The following is a 24,309-nucleotide window of genomic DNA, read 5'->3' as shown; positions in this document are numbered from 1 at the left end:
ACTTACGGTGTCGATTAATATGAGGTGACTTTGTCCGGGCCTTTCACGCCATAATCATTAATAAGCGACCAGGTTACTTTGCCGTGAGGTGACATAACACCTTCAGAAATACTTAACGTGGAGAATGGCGCAACAAAATACTGTCCGCTTAACGCCTGGTGATTAATTTCAATTCGTGAGAAGTTCATATAAAAAGGTGTCGGGTTATTGACCTGTAAACCCTTCGCGGTCAGGTTCAACTTAAGCTTTTCCACACTGGATTCTGGCGTCTGCCCCTGTAATGCTGCCGGACGGTAGATCAGCTTAATCTTTGAGTTGATGGCAATTTGCATCGTATTTTTACCTTCACTACCGTCGGTAGCGGGGATCCCTTTCACGTTCAGCCATAACAGCGATTCACGATCTTCCGGAACAGGTAAACCTGAACGCACAATACGAATTGACGCTTTTTTCCCGGCTTCCAGACGGAATAGCGGTGGCGTAATAATCATATTTTCTTTTTTTAACGGGCTGCCTTTAGCCGGGCTAATCCACGACTGTACCAGGTTAGTAACCTTGTCAGAGTTTTCAACGGACAAAGAGGCGGCCTGGCGGGAGCCGTCAAAAATAACCCGCGTACTCCCGGTAACAATACTGGCGGACGCGTTCAGGCTGGCGGCGCTGGCCACGCAAAAAATAACAGCGGCGATGGGTTTCATAATGCACTCACAAACTAAAAAGGAGGGTTTCCCCTCCTGCGGAATCAGTTATAACGGACGTTGTAGGTAATAACAGCGTTAACATCGCCGGCAACGGCCTGCCCGGTGGCAATCATCTGCGCGGTATAGGTTTGACTCGCTGTGCCATCGGTGAAAGTAATAGGATCGTTATCTGCATTATTTTTGACGATGGTACCATTTGAGCCGCCCTGCTTGAGCTGAACGGCCACGTTGGTTGCCGCACCCAGCGTAGCAGTGTTTGCAAAATAGGATGGATCGGCTGCAACAGCATCAACAGGGCCTGAGAAGACAATATTTGCAGTCGTGCTGGTTGGGCAGTTATTCAGGTCGAACACAAACTGTTTTGGCGCGCCAAGGTCGCCTTTTGTAGCGAGGTCGGTTGCCGCCGTTGAGCCCAGATCAACGGTCGCATTTGCCGTGCCGCCATCAACGGCAATATCACAACCCTGATCGAGCACCGTTCCATTAAATGTGATAGTGTTAGAAGCCGTCGCCGCGCTCGCGCCACAGAAAGTCAGAATAAGCGTCGCACCAATTTTAGTCAGTTTCATTCGTTGATATCCCAATAGAAATAATAAATATCTTCATTTTTATTCCTGCCAGGACGAGACAATAACAAAGTAGCTCCACTGAGCTCACAATGAATAATGCACCGTTTGTGACAAGGCAAATATAAACCCTCAGGCAGGAATTAGATTCGCAACATCAATAAACGACATCAGCAAACCCGAAGTAAGGTTACAAGAAAGTTACGGAGTTTCGTAAAATAAAGTAATTTAATTTTAGACAACCTTTTGTTATGGCCTGAATTGGCATTTTGTTAGCATTCGCGCTGTTTTTTCTGAGCAATAACGCCACCGGCAGTGTTGCTAGCAGCATATCCAGACTGACATATTTGAGCGAATGAGAACAATAGGCATGATCAACAAAAAAAACATGATCGCATTAACCCTTTGTGGCCTGATGATGGCAAGTGGCAGTGCGCTGGCGGGCCTTCCTTCTGGTGACAGCGACAATAATATTAATACCAACCCAGAGAACGATGCGGGGACTCAGGGCACGGGCGGCGTAGTCCATTTTACCGGTAAGATTACCGATGCATCCTGTAATATCACCACCGACTCAGCAGGGCAAACCGTTGAATTAGGCACCTGGGCTGCAAGCTACTTTGCCACCCAAAAAGAGACCACGCGCACGCCTTTCCAGATCTCAGTTGAAGGTTGCCCGGATTCCGTTAAAACCGTTGCCGTGTTGTTTGATGGTAACAAAGATGCGAATGATAATACCCTGCTGGGTTTAAATTCTTCCGTGGACAGCGATGGCAATACGGCGACTGGCGTTGCCGTTAAACTCTATGAAAGCGACCGTAACACGCAGATTAAAATTGGTGATATTTCTCAGAGTATCGACCTTGCCGAAGGGGAAGATTCAAAAACACTCAATTTCTACGCCAATTATAATGCCACCACCGATGTCGTCAGCACCGGAGAAGCCGACGCACATGCCAATTTCCTGATGGTTTATAACTGATCGACTGATGATAAGCAGAGCTTTCTCTGCTTATCTTTTTCCTCTACGGGGATCTGAAAATGAAGAAACTCACCGCGGCCCTGTTCTTTTATTCGCTCGGCATGAGTCTGTCAGCACACGCGGGGGTTGTGATGGGCGGTACGCGTGTTGTTTACCTTGAGGGGCAAAGAGAAGTGGCATTTTCCATTACCAATATGGAAAAAGAAACCCCTTATCTTATTCAGTCGTGGATTGAAAATATTGACAGTAAGAATAAAACCGCGCCGCCCTTTATCGTGACGCCTACGTTATTTCGTTTAGATGCGGAACAGAAAAACTCGCTGCGCATCAATTATCTTGGAACGCCATTACCCACTGACCGGGAATCTGTTTTTTGGCTTAACATCAAAAATATTGCCCCGAGCAAAAAAGCAAACAGCAACAAATTGCAGATTAACGTGAAGTCAAAATTCAAGTTATTTTTCCGTCCCGCAGGGTTGAAAGGCAATGCCGAACTTGCCTACAAAAAATTAAAATTTACCTGTCGTAATAATACGCTTAGCGCACATAACCCCTCGCCCTGGTTTGTATCGTTTTACAAGGTCAGCGTTGGGAACACCGACGTTGAAATGCCGGGAATGATTGACCCCTTCTCCGATCGTCAATGGCACATTCCCTGCTCGGGGACCATTCGCTGGCAGGCGATCAACGATTACGGCGGGCTGACGAGAGTCGCCACGCAATCCTGACGCTGTGACAACACGCCTTTGGCGAATGTAGCCAACGACCGCACATGCATTCTCTCGGCCCACGCAATTTACCCCGCATTTATACGCTCGCGATGCTTGCGGGTGCGGTCACGTCTGGCATTCATGTGCGCCGGGCACAGGCCGATGAGTACTTCGATCCTCAGGCGCTGGAGATCACCGCAGATCAGCAGCAGGCTAGCGACTTAAGCTATTTTTCCCGACAAGGCGGTCAGCAGCCGGGACGTTATCGTGTCGCGGTTGTTGTTAACCAGACGCAGCGGGATGAGCGCGAAATTGCATTCGTTGATACCGGCGGAACGCTCTCACCAGTCCTCAACCTGGCGTACCTCAAGAGACTTGGGGTAAACATCGCAGCCTTCTCTTCGTTCGATGCGCTGCATGACGAGGAGACATTTACGGACATCGGCAAATATATTCCCGATGCGTCGACGCATTTTGACTTCACCCATCATCGGCTGGTTTTCAGCATTCCGCAGGCAGCCATGTTGCAAAAAAGTGCCGATTATATTCCTCCCGAACAGTGGGACGACGGCATCCCCGCTGCTTATGTCGATTACAATCTTACGGGCTCGACAACCAACATCGACAATATTCATGACAACAGCAGCTATCTGAGCCTGCGATCCGGTATCAACCTGGGGGCGTGGCGTTTACGCAATTACGCCACGTTTGAATATGGTAATACCCATCACTGGCAGTCTCAGGGAACATCCCTCCAGCGGGCCATTACGCCGCTGAAGAGCGCGTTAACAATAGGGAATGCCTACACGTCTGGCGAGGTTTTTGAGAGTTTTCAGTTTACGGGGCTTCAGCTTGCCTCGGATGAGAATATGCTGCCGGACAGCCAGCGCGGTTTCGCGCCCACGATCCGCGGGGTCGCTCACAGCAATGCCCGCGTCAGCGTTCGCCAGCACGGTTATACCATCTATGAAACCTATGTTGCGCCTGGCGCATTTGTCATTAGCGATCTCTTCCCCACTTCGCAAAGCGGCGATCTTGAGATCACGGTCCATGAAAGTGATGGCAGCGAACGCACGTTCACCCAACCCTACTCCTCGGTGGCCTTTATGCTACGGGAGAAACGACTGAAATTCAGCGCCAGCGCCGGACGGTATAACAGCCCTGGCGCCGAGGGCGACACCCCGCCGTTTGTTCAGGCCTCCGCCTTTTACGGATTGTCTTCAAGCCTGACGCTGTACGGCGGAGCGGAGCTTTCCGGCCACTATCAGGCTCTCGCGCTGGGATTAGGTAAAGATTTTGGCCGGTTTGGGGCACTGGGTGTGGACACCGTTGCGGCGAAAGCACACCTCAGTGATGACAGACTGGCCCTCGGGCAGCAAATACGCGCTCAGTACCAAAAAAATCTCGCTGAGACGAACACGTCGCTCACCCTTTCGACCAGCCATTATACGACGCATGACTTTTACAGTTTCAGTGAAGCAAATGATGACAGCGATCCAGACCAGCACGTGCATAACCGGCGTAACCGCACACAGTTCAGTTTGACGCAGGATCTCGGTGCGCTGGGCAATATCAGCGCATCTTTTTACCGTCAGGATTACTGGAACGCCTCGGCGGTCGATCAAACCGTCCATTTTGGCTATTACGCTAACTACAAAGGGGTGTCGTTGAGTGTTGGGTATTATCTCACCCGCTCAAGCGCTGATGATAGCGACAACGAACGGGCGATAAACCTTAGCATCAGCGTCCCACTCAGCCGCTGGTTACCCGGCGCAACAACCAGCTACAGCCTCAACAATAACCTTGATGGCCATACTACCCGGCAGGTTTCGCTGTATGGTACGGCGCTGGCCCACGATCGCCTGAACTATAACCTCCAGCAGGGCTTCGACAACCAGGCCAATACCGCGAACAGCAACCTTGCGCTGGCTTATCACGGCGGTTATGGCAGCGCCAGTCTCGGGTACAGCCACGATCGCTATAGCAACCGCGTGAACTACGGCGCAGCAGGCGGCATTGTGGCAACACAGTATGGGGTGACGTTGAGCCAAAGCCTTGGGGATACCCTGGCGCTGATCCGCGCTGACGAGGCGTCGGACGTTCAGGTTGAAGGGGCGACCAATGTTCACACCGACTCCCGAGGTTATGCCGTGATGCCAACCTTATCGGCGTATCACAAAAACACCATTTCGCTGGATACCGAAACGCTGGCAGAAAATGTCGATCTGGACCAGAACAGCAGAACGATTGTGCCGACCAGCGGCGCGGTCGTCCTGGCGAATTACCATACCCACGTGGGCATCAGAACGCTCATCACCCTTACGGCACACGGGCGCCCGCTTCCATTTGGCGCCAGCGCGTATGTCTCGAACGGGACGTCTGCGAAATCAAGCGTCGGCATCGTTGGCGAAGCAGGACAGGTCTATCTCAGCGGCGTGCCGCTACGCGGGACCTTGCATGCCAGCTGGCGGCAGAAAGGCCAGGATATGCGCTGTAGCGCCCCATTACGCCTTCCGGATACCGCTGGCCGCACTCCGGTCACGCTTATGAACCTTCAGTGCCAATAACTTACTGAGATACCTGTGAACAATATCAACCGTTTAATCAATCTCCTGATGCTCGCTTTTTTGCTGATTCACGCTACGGCAAGGGCGTCTCAGACCTGCCCGCCGACCATGGGCGATGCGGTCATTAACTTTCAAAACTACTCGATCACTGATAACCCCTCGATCCCTCCGGGGTCGATGCTTTCAGGCGCTATCCTGGGCCAGGAAAACCGCTCGTTTTATAACTGTCCTGAGGGAACCGGCCCGGTAACGATGCGCTTTGTGGCCAATAACGCCTTAACCGTAGCGCCCGTCAGCGGCGTGGCGCCGAACGGTACGGGCGCCCCGGCCTCCGTTTATGACGTGCCAGATATTCCCGGCGTCGGGTTTGCGGTGGGCATTCGCGAAACCACGCACTGTGCAGCTGAACCCGTGCATTACATCGCCTCGGGGGATGACAGCGTTGCGATTTGCAGCACAAACGATCCCTCGCAAATGGCGACCCAGTTCTTCGTCGTGTTTTATAAAACCGCGCAGGAGATTGTCTATGAACAGCCGAACAGCGGGCAAATTCGCGCAGGAACGCTGATTCTGGAGGATACTAACGGCGCGGTGATATCTGAAGCTGGCGTGACGGTGGAAGTCGCTGCCGCCGACCTGAAAGTGCATAAATCGAGCTGTTATATCTCGGATAACAACATCACCGTCAATATGGGACAAAGTAGCGTAAGCGATCTCAACAAAGGAATGGATGGGGATAAACACCGCTTCATCATCCCTCTGGTCTGTGACGCATCCCAAACGGCAGCGGTGAAGATCGGGTTCTTTGGTCCGACTGAAAAAGACGCGCAGAATCACGATGTGCTGGCGCTAAGTCAACAGGAGAGCGCCGCTACCGGCGTGGGGATCCGCATTCTGTATGGCGATAACTACGGTGCCGCCAGAGGTACAACCGTTCCTCTCAACAGCACCGGTGTCGAACCTTTTGCCAACGCTGCCCGGCAGACCGCGTTTTCCCTGGATTACGACGCACAATATGTGCGCACCGAAACCCAGGCCACCGCGGGGCTGGCAGACAGCCTGGCGACATTTAGTCTGATATACAACTAAGCGCTACTCCAGTGCCAGCAGCGCAAAACTCGCCAGCCAGTGCCCGCCGCTGTAGTGACTGCCGACAACATGCTCCACGCTTGCCGAGAGATGGCGCGCAACGGCATCGCGTAATGGCTTCCGGGCGAGATGATTTTCCGGTAGGGCGCGGGCAATGTGCTTCATACACCAGGCACGGCTGAGGTTGAGACCGTCCAGATGCGCGATTTTCGGGTCGGTGCGATCGCTCACCTCAGCCGGGTTCATGAGCGCAGAAATGGCGCCCACTTCAGGCAGAAACGCATCGAACCAGGCTGGGAAATCCTCCACCACCTTACTCATCAGCAGGGCCTCGGTCAGCGCTCCGGAGATATACTCGTCGCCACCCGGCTCATAATGCGCAGGATAATGCGTGTCCGCGAGGTAAAACCGCGTTGCCGCGTCCAGGATGGCGCGCTCAAGCGTATCATCGTTCACCGCCCGGGCATAATCCAGCCCCAGCGCGAGCGCAAACGCCGTGTTGTAGTGCGTCCCGACGCGGATCGGATAGGTAAGCTTGCTGAGGTAATCCACCAGCCGCTGGCGAATATCCCGTGTTAACGGTTGCAGCGTCTGGTACCAGTGCTCCGCCTGCGGCAGTGACGATTGTTTCAGCTCCTGCGCCAGCGCCAGCAGCCAGCCGTAGCCATAAGGTCGCTCAAACGACGTGCGGAACGGCGCAGTAAAATAGGCCAGCTCCTTCGCCACCTTCTCGTCGGTCAGGTGTTCTTCGAAGAGAGTGATGATCTCTTCCCGACACGGCAGTTCGGGCCAGAGACGCAGGCAGCGCAGCAGCAGCCAGTAGCCGTGCACCGCAGAGTGCCAGTCAAAACAGCCGTAAAAGATCGGGTGCAGCTCGCGAGGCGGCAGAACGTCGCCGTCATCGTTGAGCAGATGCATAATGTGGTTCGGATATTCCTGACGTAAATAGGTCAACGGCATTCTGGCGAAGGCGTCAGCCTGATGTTGCGTTAATTCCATTGCAGCTCCTTAGCGAAACACGAGGAAATACATTAAGAACACGTTCACCACCAGCAAGGTTAACGCGGTCGGGATCTGGATCTTGATAACCTGATATTTGTCTTTTAGCTCCAGCAGCGCGGCGGGCACGATGTTGAAGTTGGCGGCCATCGGGGTCATCAGCGTGCCGCAATAGCCTGCGTACATGCCGATAGCCAGCAATGGTGCCGGGTTACCGTGATGGACGTTAATCAGGAATGGCAGAGCGATACCGGCGCTTAACACCGGGAAGGCAGCGAAGGCGTTGCCCATAATCATGGTAAACAGCGCCATCCCCACGCAATAAATGACCACCAGCATAAAGCGGCTGTCCGGGTTCACAAACAGGCTGACCACCTTTTGTACCGATTCACCGGTATTCGCCACCACAAACACCCCGCCGAGCATGGCGAGCATCTGCGGCAGGATCACCGCCCAGCCAATGGTATCGACCAGCCGACGCGACTGACGAACCGCATGCAGCGGCGTACCTTTTGTCAGCCACCAGCCGGTGAGGATAGCTGCCACACAGGCCACGCACAGCGCCGCCAGCGTAAGCTGCTTCTGGTCTAGCAGATAGACACCGCCAATCGACACGCCTTTCAGAAACAGCGTCCCGATGACCGTCACCACCGGGATCATCAGCGCGGGCAAGAATAGCCAGTTTTTCAGCCGGTGTGATGAGGCAACCCGCTCCTCCTCGGTGGACATTTTATAATGCCCCTTCCCGACCAGCCCGAAACCGGCCAGTAACGCAATCACGATAACGGCGCCGCCAATAATGCGATACGCCAGCGACTTACCCAACTCCTGCACCATCAGATCGCCAAACAGGAAGATCCCGCCAAACAGAAACCAGAACAGCGCGGTGGTATAGCGTTTCGGGTTAGCGCGATCGCGAAGGGTCATCACAACCAGCAGCATCACGACAAAGCCGATCAGGTAGTACACGCGGTTAATGGTGATAAAGGTCATCATGGTGCGATCTCCTGCGTACCCTGCTCTGCTCTCCAGGCCATCACGTCGCGACGAATGCTGGCGTCGAGGCGCAGCAGACGCGTCATATGGATGATCAGTGCCGCAATAGCGGTCGGAATGGCCCACAGGCCGATATGCAGCGGTTCGATCCCCTCGATCCCGTTCTCTTTCAGGAACGCATCAATCAGCAGTACCGCGCCAAAGGCGATAAAGATATCTTCCCCAAAGAAAACCGCGATATTGTCACAGGCGGCGGCATGGGCTTTGATTTTGTCGCGGATAGTCTGCGGCAGTTCGCCGTATTCATTCAGGGCCGCCCCTTCGGCCATCGGCGCCAGCAGAGGACGCACCGTTTGTGCGTGGCCGCCAAGCGACATCAGGCCCAGCGCAGCCGTCCCTTCGCGGGCAACAAAGTAGAGCATCAGGATACGCGCCGAGGTGGCGCTGGCGATCTTCGCGACCCAGGCCTGGGCGCGCTCTTTCAGCCCGTAATACTCCAGCAGGCCAATCACCGGCAGGATCAGAATGAAAGTGGCGAGCGATCGGCTATTCACGAACTTTTCGCCAAAGGTTTCCAGCAGCATACCGAAATCCATGCCAACCAGCAGGCCCGTTGCCAGCCCCGCCACCACGACAACCAGCAGCGGGTTGAAACGCAGTGCAAAACCAATAACCACCACCGGAATCCCGATAAGTGGCAACAGTGTAGAACTGTCCATAAACGTTACCCTATCCAAAGTGAGCGTTGCGCGCCGACGGCTATTTTTTATACTTCGCAGCAGAGCGAAGCCGGTGCATTACGGCGCGCGATGTTGTGTGTTGCGTGAGGCTCCACAGAACCTGCACTAAAAAGCTATATCTGAACGTCAAAAACATGTAAACAATTTATCAATAAAATGTTCTTATTTTATCGACGGGTTTACATTCTGGAGAAAGGATCGGTATGACGACAAAGAAAACGAAAACAGCGTTAAACCACGACGATATTGCGGACGGACGTATCGTCTCCTCCCGCCATCTCGTCTCAGAGCGGTGTGCCGAACTGTCGGAGCTGGAATACGCGTTGATCATGACCAGCAATGCGTTTAACAAATGGATGGTACGCTGCATGACCGCAGCAGGGGAACCGGATATGGGCGCTTTCGACGTCTCGCTTCTGCACCACGTAAACCACCGCAACCGCAAGAAAAAGCTGGCCGACATCTGCTTTGTGCTGAACGTGGAAGATACCCACGTGGTGACGTATGCGCTGAAAAAGCTGGTAAAGGCGGGTTACGTCACCAGTGAAAAAGCGGGGAAAGAGCTCTTTTTCTCGACGACGGAGGAAGGCAAAGCGCTGTGCATGAAGTACCGGGAGGTACGGGAAGCCTGCCTGATCAACATTCATGCGGAAAGCGGCATTCCGGGCGCGTCGATTGGCGAGACCGCGCAATTACTCCGCGCGATCTCCTCCCTGTATGATACCGCCGCACGCGCGGCGGCCTCGCTTTAAGGACGGCGGAAAAGCGTTATGCTCCGCCCGGCCAGTTCATAATCGACGGATTCCGTGATGATTTCCCCTGTGGGGGCATCATCCGCCGTCGAAAGCTCCAGCACCCAGCCCCCTTCGCCAAACTGCGGGATCTGAAATGGCACCGTGCCTTCAAACGGGTTAAACAGCATCAGCACGTCGTGCCAGATGCCCTCTTCCTGCTCAAGATCCGGACGGCTGATGGCAAGACCAAGGGTGGAACCCTCGTCCCACTGCTCAGACTGCTGCGGTCCGCCACCGGCGTTAAACCAGCGGATCTCAAGCCCGTCGCGCCAGTTTTCACGGCGCAGCAGCGGCTGCTCAGCGCGCAGAGCAATCAACCGACGGGTAAAGTCGCGCAGCTTCTCGTCGTTTTCAGAGAGTCCTTCCCAGTTTATCCAGGAGATCTCGCTGTCCTGGCAATAGCCGTTATTATTGCCCTTTTGCGTCCGGCCAAACTCATCACCTGCCAGCAGCATCGGCGTGCCGTGGGAGAAGAAGAGCGTGGTGAGGAAGTTGCGCTTTTGCCGCTCGCGGGTGGCGATGATATCGGGGTTCTCCGTCGGCCCTTCTTCACCGTAGTTATACGACCGGTTATCGTTATGTCCGTCGTTATTATCTTCCCCGTTATCGGCGTTATGCTTCTCGTTGTAGGATACCAGGTCGTTCAGCGTAAAGCCGTCATGCGCGGTGATAAAATTGACGCTGGCCCACGGACGACGTCCGCGCAGATCGTACAAATCACCGGACCCTAACAGACGGGCGGCAAAATCGTTAGAAACGTTATCTCCCTTCCAGTATTCACGTACCGTGTCGCGGTATTTGTCGTTCCACTCGCCCCAGCCTGGCGGGAAGCCCCCCACCTGATACCCCCCTGGGCCGATATCCCACGGTTCACCGATAAGCTTCAGCTTCGACAGCACCGGATCCTGGGTCACGGCATCAAAGAAGCCGCCGCGCGGGTCGAATCCCTCCGGCTCGCGTCCGAGAATGGTTCCGAGGTCAAAGCGGAAACCGTCAATCTGCATCGATTCCGCCCAGTAACGCAGGGAGTCCATGACCATCTGCAACACGCGCGGGTGCGAGGTGTTTACGGTGTTTCCGGTGCCGGTGTCGTTGATGTAATACCGATGCTGATCCGGCATGGTGCGGTAATAGCAGAAGTTATCAATCCCCTTAAACGACAGGGTTGGCCCCAGCTCGTTGCCCTCCGCCGTGTGGTTATAGACCACGTCGAGGATCACCTCGATGCCCGCGTCATGATAAGCACGCACCATGTCGCGGAAACCCTGGATCCCCGCCGGGCCGTAATAGCGGGACGCTGGCGCAAAGAAACCGAGCGAGTTATAGCCCCAGAAGTTTTTCAGGCCGCGATCGAGCAGGTGCTGATCGTCAGGGAACCAGTGAACCGGTAGCAGCTCGACCGAGGTAATGCCGAGGCTTTTGATGTACTCCACCGAGGCTTTATGCCCCATCCCCTCAAACGTACCGCGCAGTTCAGGCGGAATAGCCGGGTTAAGCTGGGTAAAGCCTTTTACGTGGCTTTCATAGACCACGGTATGCGGCCACGGGATATCGGGCCGGCGTGAGTCCTGCCAGTCAACGGCATTGGGGTCGATGACCTTACATTTGGGCGTAAACGGCGCGCTGTCTCGCGTGTCAAAACTGAGATCCAGCTCGTCGTGTCCCAGCTCATAGCCGAAGTGGGCATCGTTCCACTCAATTTCACCTACCAGTTCACGGGCATAGGGGTCAATAAGCAGCTTATTGGGGTTGAAGCGGTGACCGTTCTCCGGATCGTAGGGGCCGTAAACGCGGTAGCCATACAGCGCCCCCGGTTTCAGGTCCGGCACATAGCCGTGCCAGACCTCATGGGTATATTCCGGCAGTTCCAGACGGGCGATTTCTGTTTTTCCCGAAGGATCAAACAGACACAGCTCCACCCGCTCCGCGTGGGCAGAAAACAGGGCGAAGTTCACCCCTTTTCCGTCATAATTTGCGCCCAACTGTTGGCCATGACCGGCCCGAATTTCAAACGTTGTATCCTTTGGCATTTTTGTTCTCCTCGATTATTCGCAGGTAAGCAGAACCAACAAACATCCCTTTTCAGACGTTAAATCCAGCGTCTCTGGCAGAAGGCGACGCTCACCGGTAAACAGATCCCGGTAGTGCTTCCCGGCCAGCGCCTGGGGTATGGCCACGGTAGTATTGGCCCACAGCATCGCATTATCGGTGACGTCAAACACCAGGCGCGGCACGGCGACGATCAGCGCCTCGTCATCTTTGATGCGGGCATAAACGATCAGATTCTCCTCCCGCTCGCCGGTTACCTTCAGCGGCAGCCAGTCGCCGTAGCGGAAAAGCGCGGGGTAATGTGGCCGAAGCCGTAACAGCGTGGCGGTGACGTACTGCTTCACGCTGCCGTCTCGCCAGCGTTGCGCATCGTTAAAAACGGTGCCATCCGCTACGCTGAGGTTTTCCGCCAGTGCGGCGAAATCCGGTTCGCGGCGGTTATCCGGGTCGACGAGGCTGAAGTTAAGCCCCTCGCTGCCCTGGTAGATGTCCGGTACGCCAGGCGCAGTCAGTTTGATCACCGTCTGGCTCAGGCTGTTCATTAACCCAGCCCGAATAAACGGCTGGAGTGCGGCACTGAAATCACGCAGGAACAGGGTGTTATCCGGGGAAAGCAGATGGCGCACGTAGTCCAGGACCACGCTCTCGTAACCTTCGTTGCTGTCGATCCAGTCGGTACGCTGCTTGGCCTCGCGCAGGGCTTTCTCGATAAAGCCGAGGAAACGCTCTTCCAGTGACTTAAGGCCATCACGATCCTCAGGCGACAGGGTTGCTGGCCAGACGCCCGCCAGCGCCTGGAAGATCATCCAGGTGTCGGCGGCGTTCGGCGCGGTGCCATCGTTGAGGAATCGGACCTGCGTCTGGTTCATTTGCCGCCAGCGCGCCAGATTTTCTCCCCACAGATCTGGCGCTTCCGTCAGCGTATACAGACGAGCTCGTGCATCCTCGCCGCGTTTGGTGTCGTGGGTGGAGGTTCCCAGCAGCGCATCGGGCTGGCGGGCAAGTCGAATGCGCATCTCCTGATGAAAACGGGAAAGTGAAAACGCGCGCGGCGTCGGGTCGGCGCCGACTTCGTTCAGGGCCAGCTCCAGGTTATGGCGGAAGAACAGCGTATCCTCTACCGATTTCGCCATCAGCGGCCCGGTCAGCTGCTGAAAACGGGTGCGGAAAAGCGAGGCCAGTGCGTGGTCATGCGCCGGCAGATCGCCGGAAAGAATACGCACAATCAGACTCAGAGCGGGTTCAGAGGTGTTGACACTGGCGACCACGCGGCTGAGCAGCGCAACATCCGGTGACGTCAGCCCCTGTGCGGTGCCGTAGGTGCGATACACCGGAAACGCGATAAGCAGCTCGCGCAAGGCATGGCGGATATCCTCATGCTCCACTTCGGCACCGTTATGCCCGGCCAGCTCGCTGGCTATTTTGAGCAGCGTGGTAAATTCACCTTCAAAATTACGATCGGTCATCAGTCCTTTGGCGTTGCGAAGTTCCGCCTGCCTGTCAACGGTCGTACCCAGCGTCTCGTCGTAGAGCGTCTCCAGCCGCGAGAGGTTGGTATCATCCACCAGCACTTCCGCCAGGGAGGCGATAAACTCATAGCCCGTAGTACCTGAGATGGGCCACTCCGGAGGAAGCTGTTCCCCTTTGGCGAGGATCTTCTCTACCGTGATGTAGCAATCCGGTCCGGTCGCCGCACGCAGTCGCTGCAAATAGCCCAGCGGATCGGCAAGCCCGTCCACATGGTCAATGCGCAGGCCGTCGACAACCCCGGCGTGGACAAGCTCAAGGATCAGGCGGTGCGTGTCTGCGAATACCGCCTCATCCTCTACCCGCACGCCGACCAGCCCGGTGATTTCAAAAAAGCGCCGCCATGAAAGCTGTTTCGGCGCTTCCCGCCAGGACATCAGCCGCCAGCTTTGCGCCTCGTGGATCTCAGCGATGCTCTTGCCTTCGGCATACGTGCCGGGATTAAGCGGATAGGCGGTATCATAGTAAACCAACGCCGCGCTGTCGGTGACACTGTCACGTTTCAGGGTGATAGCCCCCCGCTCCAGCTCGGCTTCAAAGGTGTCGCCAAGAAACGGCAACGTCAGCGGTCGGGACCAGTCGATATCAAAATATGCCGCATAGCGGCTCTGCCGACCATGCTCGATAACATCGCGCCACCAGCGGTTTTCCAGCGAGGTCGACATATGGTTAGGAACGATATCCAGAATCAGCCCCATTCCCGCCTGTTTCAGCGCTGCCGCCATGCGGTCAAACCCTTCCCGCCCGCCAATCGCCGGGTCGATTTCGTTGGGGTCGGTCACGTCATAGCCGTGGGTGGAATCCGTGGTTGCGGTGAAAACAGGTGACGCGTAAAGATGGCTAATTCCGAGGTCTTTCATATACGGAATCAGGTCCACCACGCGATCGAAGGTCATGCCGTTGCGAAACTGAATTCGGTAAGTAGAGGAAGGGATCATAGCGCTGCTTCTCCATCAGCAAAGCGAACAACAATGCTGTTCGGCGGCAGGTTTTCGACTGCCTCCGGCCAGCTAAAGATCGTTTTTCCGGGCAGGTCCGCTAAGGCGAGGGGCTTTTTGCCGATATTCAGCGCCAGCGACAGCGTACCGGACGGAAAACGCCAGCTCACGGCAACCATGCCGAGCGCCGTTTGCAGGACGTTACCCTCCACGGCGCCTCGCTGTTTCAGTAACGGGACGATAAAGCGTTGACGCAGCGCAATCAGTTCGCGCGTAACGTGCAGCCACGCCCTGCCTTCCTCTGTGTCTGCCTTGTTCCAGTCAAGCTTCGACCGCATAAAGGTATTTACGTCATTGGGATCCGGTACGGTTTCATCGTGCCCGGCATGGCCGGTAAACTCTTTCGCGCGCCCCTCCCGCACGGCTTTCGCCAGGTCGCCGTGGAAGTCAGTGAAAAAGAGGAACGGATGCGTTTCGCCATACTCCTCACCCATAAACAGCAGCGGGATATGTGGCGACAGGAGCAGCGCCGCGAATAGCACGCGCGTTTTCTCCGCCCCAGCCAGAGAGATAAGCCTCTCCCCCTGGGCACGGTTGCCGACCTGGTCGTGATTCTGAATAAAATCGACAAAAAACTGCGGTGGTTGCTCGCGACACTCTACCCCGCGCGATTTCCCGGTCTGAAGCGAGATTTCCCCCTGGTAGACAAAGCCCTCTGCCAGCGCCCGCGCCAGCTTTTTCTCCGGCTCAAAGGCAAAATCCTGATAATAGGCGTGTGATTCCCCGGTCGCGAAGACATGCGCGGCGTTGTGAAAATCATCATTCCATTCGGCGGTGAAAAGCGGCGTCTGACCATGCTCATCGCGCGGATGCAGGAAAATCACGTTGCGACTGTCTTCGGTGGTCAGATGGATATGCCGATCCGGAAAGGCGTCGCGGATCCGTTGCGCTATCTCGGGAAGAATATGGGTCTCAGCGTTGTCATGGATCTGGTCGATGGCGTCGAAGCGCAGACCGTCAAGATGATACTCCGAGAGCCAGAATAACGGCGCCTCAGCGATGTATTGCCGGACGGCTTCAACCTCATAGGCTATACCGTTGCCCCACGGGGTCATACGATCCTGATGGAAAAACGCCGGCGAGAGCAACGGCAGGTAGTTCCCTTCCGGGCCAAAGTGGTTGAGTACAATATCCAGCACCACGGAAAGCCCGAGCGCGTGGGCGGCATCGATGAAGGCATGAAAATCATCCGGTGTGCCATAAGCTGAGTGCGGGGCATACAGCAGTACGCCATCATACCCCCATCCGCGCGCGCCCCCGAACTGGGACACGGGCATCACTTCCAGTTGCGTAATACCCAGTTCGGCCAGATAAGGCAATTTATCGATGGCCGCCCTGAAGGTTCCTTCCCCGGTGAAGGTGCCGATATGCATCTCGTAGATCACCGTCTCTTCCCATGGCCGCCCTTGCCATTCCCGCTGTGCGGGCAGGTTGTGACGCGGTTCGATTACCACCGACGGGCCGTTGACGTCAGCCTGTTGCGCGCGCGAGGCCGGATCCGGCACCGCCATTCCATCCTGTAAAACAAACTGATACGGCGTACCGTGTCTGACGCCGGGCACGTCAACCTGAAACCAGCCGTCGCCCACCGCCGCCATCGGAATGTCGGTATCGGTTAAACGCAACGTGAGATCTTTCTGCCCTTCTGCCCAGACGCGAAAACGTACAACGTCATCGGAAATAAACTCAGCACCCCAGTGCCTGCGACATGTTCTGAATTCCATTCATTGTCCTCGAATGACCACATTTTACGCGGAACGAAATACAAGCTTAGACCAGGATGAACAGAGTGTTATGCCAGCAGGGTATGCCGCTTCGTCTATTATCTATTTATAACTCCCACTTAAGGAATACTATGCATATTCGAAAAGGATTAAGCACCGACCTCGCCCGTCTTGAATGTTGTGATTTTTCTTTTACGGTCGATGAGATTGCCAGAGAACCTTTTCTCAATGGTGATTTGCATATCGAGGCGCTAACCGATCCTTATCATAAAACCTATGAACTGGATCTCCAGACGCTGGAAAATCATTGCGTTAATCCCGATTCAATATTTCTTATCGCCGAAACGGATGATGGTGAAATCGCCGGTTTTATTACCGCGTCCTGCAACTGGAATAAATTTATTTCGGTGGATTACATTGCCGTGGAGCGTTCAAAACGCCGAACGGGCGCGGCGCACAAACTGATGTCTGCCACCCACGTCTGGGCGCGAAGCCTCAACGCGCCCGGTTTACGGCTGGAGACGCAGAACGTTAATGTTTCTGCCTGCCTTTTCTATCGTCACTATGGGTTTATTCTGGGCGGTTACGATCGTTACCTTTACAACGCCCTGCCGGAAAAAGATGAGGTCGCCCTTTTCTGGTATTACATGCTGGCTTGAGAAAATATTTTATATCCGCCACTGGAATATAGATTTGTCTGAATTTGTCAATTTTGCCCGCTTACGTTTAATTAACGACTAATCTTGGAATTCACTATTAAGGAGGCCGGTATGTCTACAGGAAATAATCACACGCTGCATTACCCTCGTCCACCGTTTGCAGAACAACCGCAAAGGGCTCCCGGGCTGGCATCGGAAATGAAGCCAATACCGGATCATGGTGAAACAAGTTATATCGGGTCAGGAAAACTGGCAGGAAAAAAAGCGCTGATTACCGGCGGTGATTCCGGCATAGGTCGCGCGGTAGCCATCGCCTATGCCCGTGAAGGTGCAGATGTCGCTATTGGCTATCTGCCGGAAGAGGAGTCCGATGCGGCATCGGTCATTGCGCTGATTCAGGCCGAAGGCCGTAAAGCGGTCGCCATTCCCGGCGACATTCGCGTGGAGTCCTTCTGCGACACGCTGGTGGAAAAAGCCGTTGCCGAACTGGGCGGCCTGGATATTCTGGTGAATAACGCCGGACGCCAGCAGTACTGTGAATCTATCGACGATCTCACCACGGCAGATTTTGACGCGACGTTTAAGACCAACGTCTATGCCCCCTTCTGGATCACCAAAGCTGCGCTGCGCCATTTGCAGGAAGGTGCCGTGATCATCAACACCACTTCCGTTCAGGCGTTTAAACCGAGCGCGATCCTGGTGGACTATGCGCAGACCAAAGCCTGTAACGTGGCCTTTACCAAGTCTCTGGCCCAGCAGCTTGGGCCGCGTGGCATTCGGGTGAATGCCGTCGCGCCAGGTCCATACTGGACGCCTCTTCAGTCCAGCGGCGGTCAGCCTCAGTCTAAAGTTCAGAAGTTCGGGGAAGATACGCCCCTGGGGAGACCGGGTCAGCCGGTTGAAATCGCACCGCTGTATGTGCTGTTTGCCTCCGATTCCTGCTCATACGCTTCCGGGCAAGTGTGGTGTTCTGACGGCGGTACCGGCGTGCTGTAAAGCATCCTCTCAGACCTATCCATTTCATGGATAGGTCACATTCACTCCCCTGCTGTTCTCAAAAATCGCAGTTGAACTATGATGAACTTACTATTAAGGAGCCCATCATGTTTACTGTGAAAAAACTTGCGATATCAACCCTGTTGACCGGTTCAGTTTTATTCTTTCCAGCGATCCACGCGGTGGCCAGCGTTCCGCAGCATGTGGTGAAACAGCAGGCTGGCGGCTACAGCGTTCAGGTTGGCGACACGATTATCACCGCCTTTACGGACGGCAGCGTGCCGCAGGATCTGCACGCCTTACTGCGCCGGACGACGGCGGAAAATACCGATGCGTTACTGGCCAAAAACTTCCAGGCCAATCCGGTGGAAGCATCGATTAACGCGTTTTATATCGCCTTGCCCGGTCACAAAATCCTGGTGGATACCGGTTCCGGTCAGCTCTTTGGCCCCGGCAAAGGCGGGCGGCTAATTGAATGCCTGGCGACCCAGGGCATCAAACCCGAAGATATTACCGATGTTCTAATCACCCATGCGCACTCCGATCACGCCGGTGGTCTGGTCAAAGACGGTCAGCGCGTGTTTACCCACGCGCAGGTCTATGTCGGCAAACCGGATATCGATTTCTTCTTTAACGACGAGAACCAGAAAAAGTCTGGCTATGACCAGAACTACTTTGATGTCGCGCACAAGACATTAAAGCCTTATCTGGATGCCGGAAAAGTGAAGACTTTCTCAGGCACCGAACAGCTTCTGCCGGGCATCAGCGGTACGGTTCACCCGGGCCACACCCCAGGTTCCGCGTTTTACACGCTGGAGAGCAAAGGTGAAAAAATTACTTTTGTCGGCGACATCATCCACGTCGCCGCAGTTCAGTTCCCGCAGCCCAACGTGACGATTGCTTACGATGAGGATCAGGACGGCGCCGCCCGGGTGCGCAACGCAGCTTTCGCTGAGTTTGTGAAAAACAAAGATCTGATTGCGGCGCCACATCTGCCTTTCCCCGGGATCGGCTATGTGACGAAAGGTGAGCGGGAAGGCTACGCGTGGGTCCCGGTGACCTATACCAACCGTGACGCAAAATAAGATGTCCCCCTCCGATATGGATATGGACCTGATCCTGACGCTGGATGCGTTACTCAGGGACCAGAATATCACCCATGCGGCCGCGCGGCTGGGCATCAGCCAGCCAGCAATGTCTGCCCGCCTGGCACGCCTGCGCGTGTTGTTTGGTGAGCCGCTGTTTGTCCCTTCCCCACACGGACGTGGGGTGTTACCGACGCCGCGCGCCGAAGCGTTAAGGCCGCAGGTCGCGACGGTTTTGCAGGGCATAGCGGCGATGCTTGAACCCACCACGTTCAACGCGCAGAACAGCAACCGCACCTTTGTTATTGCCCTGCACGAAAACCCGGCGCTAATGCTGGGGGCAGAGTTGCAGAATCAGATTAGCAGTGCGGCACCAGGTATCCGCCTGCGTTTGGCGCTCCCGGAAACCCAGCTGCTGTCAGCGCAGATGGAAAATGGCGATGTGGATATTTATATCGGCGTTAACGCGGGGGCGCACGATGCATGGGTCAGACGCAAACTGTTTGACGATGAATATGCCACAGCCCAGCGGAAAGGCCATCCGCGCGGTACGGGGCCGGTGGATCTGGAAAGCTATTGTAGTCTTTCACACCTGGTGGTTTCATCCGAGGGCGACCCGTTCGCGGGCTTTGTCGATCAGCATCTGGCGGGGCTTGGCCACCAGCGTAACGTGGTGATGTCGACGCAAAGCTATGCGATGGCGCCTGCGATTGTTGCCGGTACCGATTTACTCTGCACCCTACCCAGGCGCATGTTGCTACGCTTTACGCAAACGCTTGATATTTTTCCGCCGCCGCTGGATCTCCCGCCGATCGTCATCGGTATGTACTGGCACCCGAAAAACAGTCAGGATCCGGCTAACCGCTGGCTACGTGAACAGCTTCTTCAGGCCGCCGGACGTCAGGTATGATCGAGGATACTCAGCAATTTTTTCAGCACCTCAGAGCGAATAATCCGGTGGCAAACCAGCGTCAGCTCGCTCTCCCGGAGTCGGTCAAGAATATCCACAAAGACGACGTTCTGTACGCATATCGCCTTCGCTGAAGCTGGCAGCATGGCGATGCCAAACCCTGCCGAGACGAGGCTTATCACCGTGGGGACATCGGTGGCATTTTGCACAACGTCAGGCTGTATGCCCGCGCTGTGGCAGGCATCATAGAAATATTGCTCCAGCCCCATCCCCTCCGGGTCGCGCAGGGCGATCCACTTCTCCTCTTTCACCGACGCAAGCGTCAGCGCGGCGGAGCCCGCCAGACTGTGTTGACGAGGTAAGGCCAGCACGGCTTTTTCCGTTGTGAAAGGACGACTTTGAAGATCGTCAGGCAGCAGCGGTAACGGGGCACGAATAATGGCCACATCCAGCTGGTTGCTTTGCACGCCGGTATAAAGGGTTTGCACGTTTCCCGTCATCATGGAAAGGCTGATGGCTGGCCATTTCTCATGTAAAAGCCGCAGCGCGTCGGGCAGCTTACTGTCGAATATCGCGCTTGAAACGCATCCGAGATTCAGCACGCCCTGTTCCCCTCTGGCCGTCTGTCTGGCATCCAGAATCGCCTGATCGGTCATAAAAATCGCCACTCTGGCTTTACTGAGAAACGCCTCACCGGCTGGCGTCAGCGTCAGGCGACGATTCGCCCGGCTAAAGAGCACTACCCCCAGACGATCTTCAAGCGTTTTGATTTGCTGGCTTAGTGCCGGTTGCGCCATGTTAAGGCGCTCCGCCGCACGATGCATGTGAAGCTCTTCCGCCACCACGATAAAATTGCGCATCAGTCGAAACTGCATACTGTGCCTTCATTATTGATAATAAAATTCATATTAAAATAGCATGAATGATGCAATTGATAGCCTTCTTCGTCCGGTTAAGAATGGATGCAATCATCCGAGGGGGAAAATATGGAAAACCACATCAACGATCTCAGAAGTGCTATCGAACTGCTTAAACGCCATGAAGGTCAATACCTTGAAACCAGCCATCCGGTCGATCCTGACGCGGAGCTGGCGGGTGTGTACCGGCACATTGGTGCTGGCGGCACGGTAAAACGTCCGACGCGCATCGGCCCGGCCATGATGTTTAACGCTATTAAGGGGTATCCCGACTCCCGTATTCTGGTCGGTATGCACGCCAGCCGCGAGCGGGCGGCGCTCCTGTTGGGCTGCGAGCCCTCTGAACTGGCAAAACATGTCGGCCAGGCGGTGAAAAACCCGATTGCTCCCGTTGTCGTCCCGGCGGCCCAGGCGCCGTGTCAGGAGCAGGTGTTTTATGCCGACGATCCGGACTTCGATCTGCGTAAATTGCTTCCGGCACCGACCAACACGCCGATAGATGCCGGTCCGTTCTTCTGTCTGGGGCTGGTGCTGGCAAGCGATCCGGAAGACGCCTCGCTGACCGATGTCACTATTCACCGTCTTTGCGTTCAAGAGCGCGATGAGCTCTCCATGTTCCTTGCCGCGGGCCGCCATATTGAAGTGTTCCGTAAGAAAGCCGAAGAGGCGGGCAAACCCTTGCCGGTCACGATCAATATGGGTCTCGATCCCGCTATCTATATTGGCGCCTGTTTCGAAGCCCCTACTACGCCCTTCGGCTACAACGAGCTGGGTGTCGCCGGTGCGTTACGTCAGGCTCCCGTCGAGCTGGTGCAGGGTGTGGCCGTAAATGAAAAAGCGATTGCGCGTGCGGAAATCATCATCGAAGGCGAACTGCTGCCGGGCGTGCGCGTAGAAGAAGATCAGCATACCCACACCGGGCACGCGATGCCGGAATTTCCCGGCTACTGCGGGGAGGCTAACCCCTCCTTGCCGGTAATTAAAGTGAAGGCCGTCACGATGCGTCATCAGGCGATCCTGCAAACCCTGGTAGGACCGGGCGAAGAGCACACCACGCTGGCCGGTTTGCCAACGGAGGCCAGCATCCGGAATGCGGTGGAAGAAGCCATCCCCGGTTTCCTGCAAAACGTCTATGCGCATACCGCTGGCGGGGGCAAATTCCTTGGGGTATTGCAGGTTAAAAAACGCCAGCCTTCTGACGAAGGGCGTCAGGGTCAGGCGGCCCTCATCGCGTTAGCCACCTATTCCGAGCTTAAAAATATTATTCTCGTCGACGAAGACGTGGATATTTTCGACAGCGACGACATTTTGTGGGCGATGACGACCCGTATGCAGGGCGATGTCAGTATCACCCATCTGCCGGGGATCCGCGGTCACCAGCTCGATCCGTCTCAGGCGCCGGACTACAGTCCCTCCATTCGTGGCAACGGGATCACCTGCAAAACGATTTTCGACTGTACGGTGCCCTGGGCGCTGAAGTCCCGCTTTGAGCGTGCACCCTTTATGGAGGTAGACCCGACGCCGTGGGCACCTGAATTGTTTAAAAAATTGTATTAACCGGCAATCCTCTTCACCCTTTACGGGTGAAGAACCTCACGCTGAAATTGCCGCGTCCCCTGCTTTCTTGTAACCTTTGAGCGTTTATCACATCCCCATAAAAAATGAGACTACCGGACGCCTATGACAGCACATATTTCCAACGATCCTTTGCATGGCGTAACGCTTGAAATGCAGGTTAACGCGCTGGTTGCGCGATATGGCTGGAATGAACTGGGCAACCGAATCAAAATCAACTGTTTTCGCAAGGACCCGAGTGTTAAATCGAGTCTGAAGTTCCTGCGCCGGACCCCATGGGCGCGGGCGGAAGTTGAAGCCCTCTACCTCGACTCCCTTCACGATGACGGTAACGAGGAACAGGACGAACCGGCGTTTAATCCCTGGACGGATGGCCGGACACCCAGGAGCTAACACGCAAATGATGCGACACGTAAAACGGACTGGCGCGCTGCTTGGCTGCGCGCTTTTACTGGTAAGTTGCACTTCCAAACCACCCAAATCACTCGTTACCCCGCTGCCGCAGGCGAAACCTGTACAGCAGACTAACGAACCCATGCGCGGGATCTGGCTGGCGACCGTCTCCCGTCTCGACTGGCCCCCCGTGTCATCGGTGAATGGCCGCAGCGCGGACCAGCGTATCGCCCAGCAACAGAAGGCGCTGACGGACAAGCTCGATAAGCTGAAAAAGCTTGGGATCAACACCGTCTTCTTTCAGGTAAAACCGGACAGTACGGCGCTGTGGGCCTTTGAAATACTGCCGTGGTCAGATACCCTGACCGGGACTATCGGGGAAGACCCCGGTTACGATCCGCTCCAGTTTATGCTGGATGAAGCGCACAAGCGCGGGATGAAGGTTCACGCCTGGTTCAACCCTTACCGCGTCTCCACCAACACGAATCCGTCGACCATCGCCGCGCTTAACCGTACCTCGTCGCTTCATCCCTCCAGCGTCTATGTCCAGCATCCGGAGTGGATCCGCACCTCGGGGGATCGTTTTGTTCTCGACCCGGGCATTCCCGAGGTGCGGGACTGGATAACCCAGGTGGTGATGGAAGTGGTGAATCGCTACCCTGTCGACGGCGTTCAGTTCGATGACTATTTTTACACCGAGACGCCGGGCTCAACCCTGAACGATGCCTGGACCTTCAGGCGCTACGGCGAGGGATTTGCGTCGAAAGCTGACTGGCGTCGGCACAATACGCAGCAGCTGATTGTGCAGGTATCAAGGGCGATCAAGCAGGCAAAGCCTGAGGTTGAATTTGGCGTCAGCCCTGCGGGTGTATGGCGCAACCGCTCCTTCGACCCGGCAGGATCGGACACGCGCGGTGCCGCAGCCTACGATGAATCCTACGCTGACACGCGAAAATGGGTACAGCAGGGTTTACTGGATTATATTGCGCCGCAGATCTACTGGCCCTTCGCCCGCGACGCGGCACGATACGATGTGCTGACAAAATGGTGGGCTGACGTGGTGAAACCGACCCATACCCGCCTGTATATCGGGATCGCGTTCTACAAAGTGGGCGCGCCTTCCAGAAACGAACCGGACTGGACGGTGAACGGCGGCGTACCGGAGCTGAAAAAACAGCTCGACCTCAACGATTCACTGCCAGACGTAAAAGGCACCATCCTGTTCCGTGAAGACTATCTTAACCAGCCGCAGACGCAGGAAGCCGTAAATTACCTCCGGGGGCGCTGGGGTAGTTGACTGAAAAAAGGCAGAAACGCCTTGTCTCTGCCTTT

General features: G+C 55.5%; 21 protein-coding genes. 12 read left to right on the top strand and 9 right to left on the bottom strand.

What is annotated here, in order from left to right; translation table 11 throughout:
• Positions 1–14: 14 nt before the first annotated feature.
• Together AC4OVS_RS11255 and AC4OVS_RS11250 are read right to left on the bottom strand one after the other, a co-directional pair.
• On the bottom strand, positions 15–698 hold the full coding sequence (locus AC4OVS_RS11255; RefSeq protein ID WP_491922409.1) for a fimbria/pilus periplasmic chaperone: 684 nt from the start codon (positions 696–698) through the stop codon (positions 15–17).
• A 44-nt stretch (positions 699–742) separates the two neighbouring features.
• Positions 743–1,270, bottom strand: coding sequence for a fimbrial protein (locus AC4OVS_RS11250; RefSeq protein WP_022648149.1), 528 nt, complete (start codon positions 1,268–1,270; stop codon positions 743–745).
• A 367-nt stretch (positions 1,271–1,637) separates the two neighbouring features.
• On the opposite strand from AC4OVS_RS11250, the gene AC4OVS_RS11245 reads away from it, so the two are divergent.
• From AC4OVS_RS11245 to AC4OVS_RS11230, 4 genes are read left to right on the top strand one after another with little or no spacing between them, the layout of a single operon-like run.
• Positions 1,638–2,249, top strand: coding sequence for a fimbrial protein (locus tag AC4OVS_RS11245; protein WP_491922408.1), 612 nt, complete (start codon positions 1,638–1,640; stop codon positions 2,247–2,249).
• 59 nt (positions 2,250–2,308) lie between these two features.
• Positions 2,309–2,977, top strand: a complete 669-nt coding sequence (locus tag AC4OVS_RS11240; protein WP_023300135.1) for a fimbrial biogenesis chaperone — start codon at positions 2,309–2,311, stop codon at positions 2,975–2,977.
• A gap of 44 nt (positions 2,978–3,021) precedes the next feature.
• On the top strand, positions 3,022–5,526 hold the full coding sequence (locus AC4OVS_RS11235) for a fimbria/pilus outer membrane usher protein (RefSeq protein WP_491922407.1): 2,505 nt from the start codon (positions 3,022–3,024) through the stop codon (positions 5,524–5,526).
• Positions 5,527–5,541: 15 nt separating this feature from the next.
• Positions 5,542–6,615, top strand: a complete 1,074-nt coding sequence (locus AC4OVS_RS11230; protein ID WP_023306219.1) for a fimbrial protein — start codon at positions 5,542–5,544, stop codon at positions 6,613–6,615.
• Positions 6,616–6,618: 3 nt separating this feature from the next.
• Here the strand turns inward: AC4OVS_RS11230 and AC4OVS_RS11225 are convergent, their stop codons facing one another.
• The 3 genes from AC4OVS_RS11225 to AC4OVS_RS11215 are packed head-to-tail and all read right to left on the bottom strand — an operon-like array spanning position 6,619 to position 9,329.
• Positions 6,619–7,614: a DUF2891 domain-containing protein gene (locus AC4OVS_RS11225; RefSeq protein ID WP_155025307.1), complete on the bottom strand. Its 996-nt coding sequence runs from the start codon at positions 7,612–7,614 to the stop codon at positions 6,619–6,621.
• A gap of 9 nt (positions 7,615–7,623) precedes the next feature.
• Positions 7,624–8,610, bottom strand: coding sequence for a DUF979 domain-containing protein (locus tag AC4OVS_RS11220; protein ID WP_038416071.1), 987 nt, complete (start codon positions 8,608–8,610; stop codon positions 7,624–7,626).
• A complete protein-coding gene (locus AC4OVS_RS11215) occupies positions 8,607–9,329 on the bottom strand; it encodes a DUF969 domain-containing protein (RefSeq protein ID WP_022648156.1) in 723 nt (240 codons plus the stop codon). Before AC4OVS_RS11215 ends, AC4OVS_RS11220 begins: the two co-directional genes overlap by 4 nt.
• A gap of 224 nt (positions 9,330–9,553) precedes the next feature.
• Here AC4OVS_RS11215 and AC4OVS_RS11210 point away from each other — a divergent pair, with 224 nt between their 5' ends.
• Positions 9,554–10,102 carry a winged helix DNA-binding protein gene (locus AC4OVS_RS11210; RefSeq protein WP_022648157.1) on the top strand — a complete coding sequence of 183 codons (549 nt, stop codon included), beginning with the start codon at positions 9,554–9,556 and terminating at the stop codon, positions 10,100–10,102.
• Here the strand turns inward: AC4OVS_RS11210 and glgX are convergent.
• Genes glgX through treZ form a run of 3 tightly spaced genes read right to left on the bottom strand, consistent with a single transcriptional unit; the run spans position 10,099 to position 16,442 of the window.
• On the bottom strand, positions 10,099–12,174 hold the full coding sequence (gene glgX, locus AC4OVS_RS11205; protein ID WP_022648158.1) for a glycogen debranching protein GlgX: 2,076 nt from the start codon (positions 12,172–12,174) through the stop codon (positions 10,099–10,101). The two genes, AC4OVS_RS11210 and glgX, sit on opposite strands and share 4 nt — an antisense overlap.
• 15 nt (positions 12,175–12,189) lie before the next feature.
• Positions 12,190–14,658: a malto-oligosyltrehalose synthase gene (treY, locus tag AC4OVS_RS11200; protein WP_427179134.1), complete on the bottom strand. Its 2,469-nt coding sequence runs from the start codon at positions 14,656–14,658 to the stop codon at positions 12,190–12,192.
• Positions 14,655–16,442, bottom strand: a complete 1,788-nt coding sequence (treZ, locus tag AC4OVS_RS11195) for a malto-oligosyltrehalose trehalohydrolase (RefSeq protein ID WP_063149937.1) — start codon at positions 16,440–16,442, stop codon at positions 14,655–14,657. Before treZ ends, treY begins: the two co-directional genes overlap by 4 nt.
• A gap of 131 nt (positions 16,443–16,573) precedes the next feature.
• Between treZ and AC4OVS_RS11190 the strand changes: the two genes are divergently transcribed.
• The 4 genes from AC4OVS_RS11190 to AC4OVS_RS11175 all read left to right on the top strand — a co-directional run bounded on the left by AC4OVS_RS11190 (position 16,574) and on the right by AC4OVS_RS11175 (position 20,092).
• Positions 16,574–17,101 (top strand): GNAT family N-acetyltransferase, encoded by a 528-nt coding sequence (locus AC4OVS_RS11190; protein WP_022648161.1) that lies wholly within the window; start codon positions 16,574–16,576, stop codon positions 17,099–17,101.
• A 111-nt stretch (positions 17,102–17,212) separates the two neighbouring features.
• Positions 17,213–18,097, top strand: coding sequence for an SDR family oxidoreductase (locus AC4OVS_RS11185; RefSeq protein WP_022648162.1), 885 nt, complete (start codon positions 17,213–17,215; stop codon positions 18,095–18,097).
• 107 nt (positions 18,098–18,204) lie between these two features.
• Entirely contained in the window at positions 18,205–19,182 is a 978-nt protein-coding gene (locus AC4OVS_RS11180; protein ID WP_199008561.1) for an MBL fold metallo-hydrolase, read from the top strand.
• Between the two features lies 1 nt (position 19,183).
• On the top strand, positions 19,184–20,092 hold the full coding sequence (locus tag AC4OVS_RS11175; RefSeq protein WP_155025310.1) for a LysR family transcriptional regulator: 909 nt from the start codon (positions 19,184–19,186) through the stop codon (positions 20,090–20,092).
• Here the strand turns inward: AC4OVS_RS11175 and AC4OVS_RS11170 are convergent.
• The gene (locus AC4OVS_RS11170) at positions 20,083–20,967 is read right to left on the bottom strand and encodes a LysR substrate-binding domain-containing protein (protein ID WP_045308132.1); all 885 of its coding nucleotides are present in this window, start codon (positions 20,965–20,967) and stop codon (positions 20,083–20,085) included. The genes AC4OVS_RS11175 and AC4OVS_RS11170 overlap by 10 nt on opposite strands.
• Positions 20,968–21,078: 111 nt before the next feature.
• Between AC4OVS_RS11170 and AC4OVS_RS11165 the strand changes: the two genes are divergently transcribed.
• The 3 genes from AC4OVS_RS11165 to AC4OVS_RS11155 all read left to right on the top strand — a co-directional run bounded on the left by AC4OVS_RS11165 (position 21,079) and on the right by AC4OVS_RS11155 (position 24,274).
• Positions 21,079–22,566 carry a UbiD family decarboxylase gene (locus AC4OVS_RS11165; protein ID WP_045622687.1) on the top strand — a complete coding sequence of 496 codons (1,488 nt, stop codon included), beginning with the start codon at positions 21,079–21,081 and terminating at the stop codon, positions 22,564–22,566.
• Between the two features lie 123 nt (positions 22,567–22,689).
• On the top strand, positions 22,690–22,977 hold the full coding sequence (locus AC4OVS_RS11160) for a VF530 family protein (RefSeq protein WP_023300148.1): 288 nt from the start codon (positions 22,690–22,692) through the stop codon (positions 22,975–22,977).
• A gap of 7 nt (positions 22,978–22,984) precedes the next feature.
• The gene (locus tag AC4OVS_RS11155; protein ID WP_491922406.1) at positions 22,985–24,274 is read left to right on the top strand and encodes a glycoside hydrolase family 10-like protein; all 1,290 of its coding nucleotides are present in this window, start codon (positions 22,985–22,987) and stop codon (positions 24,272–24,274) included.
• Positions 24,275–24,309: the final 35 nt, after the last annotated feature.

Source organism: Enterobacter sp. 4974935 (assembly GCF_058661735.1).
Note: the sequence above shows the minus strand (reverse complement) of the source record. Positions and strands in the feature narration are given on the sequence as shown.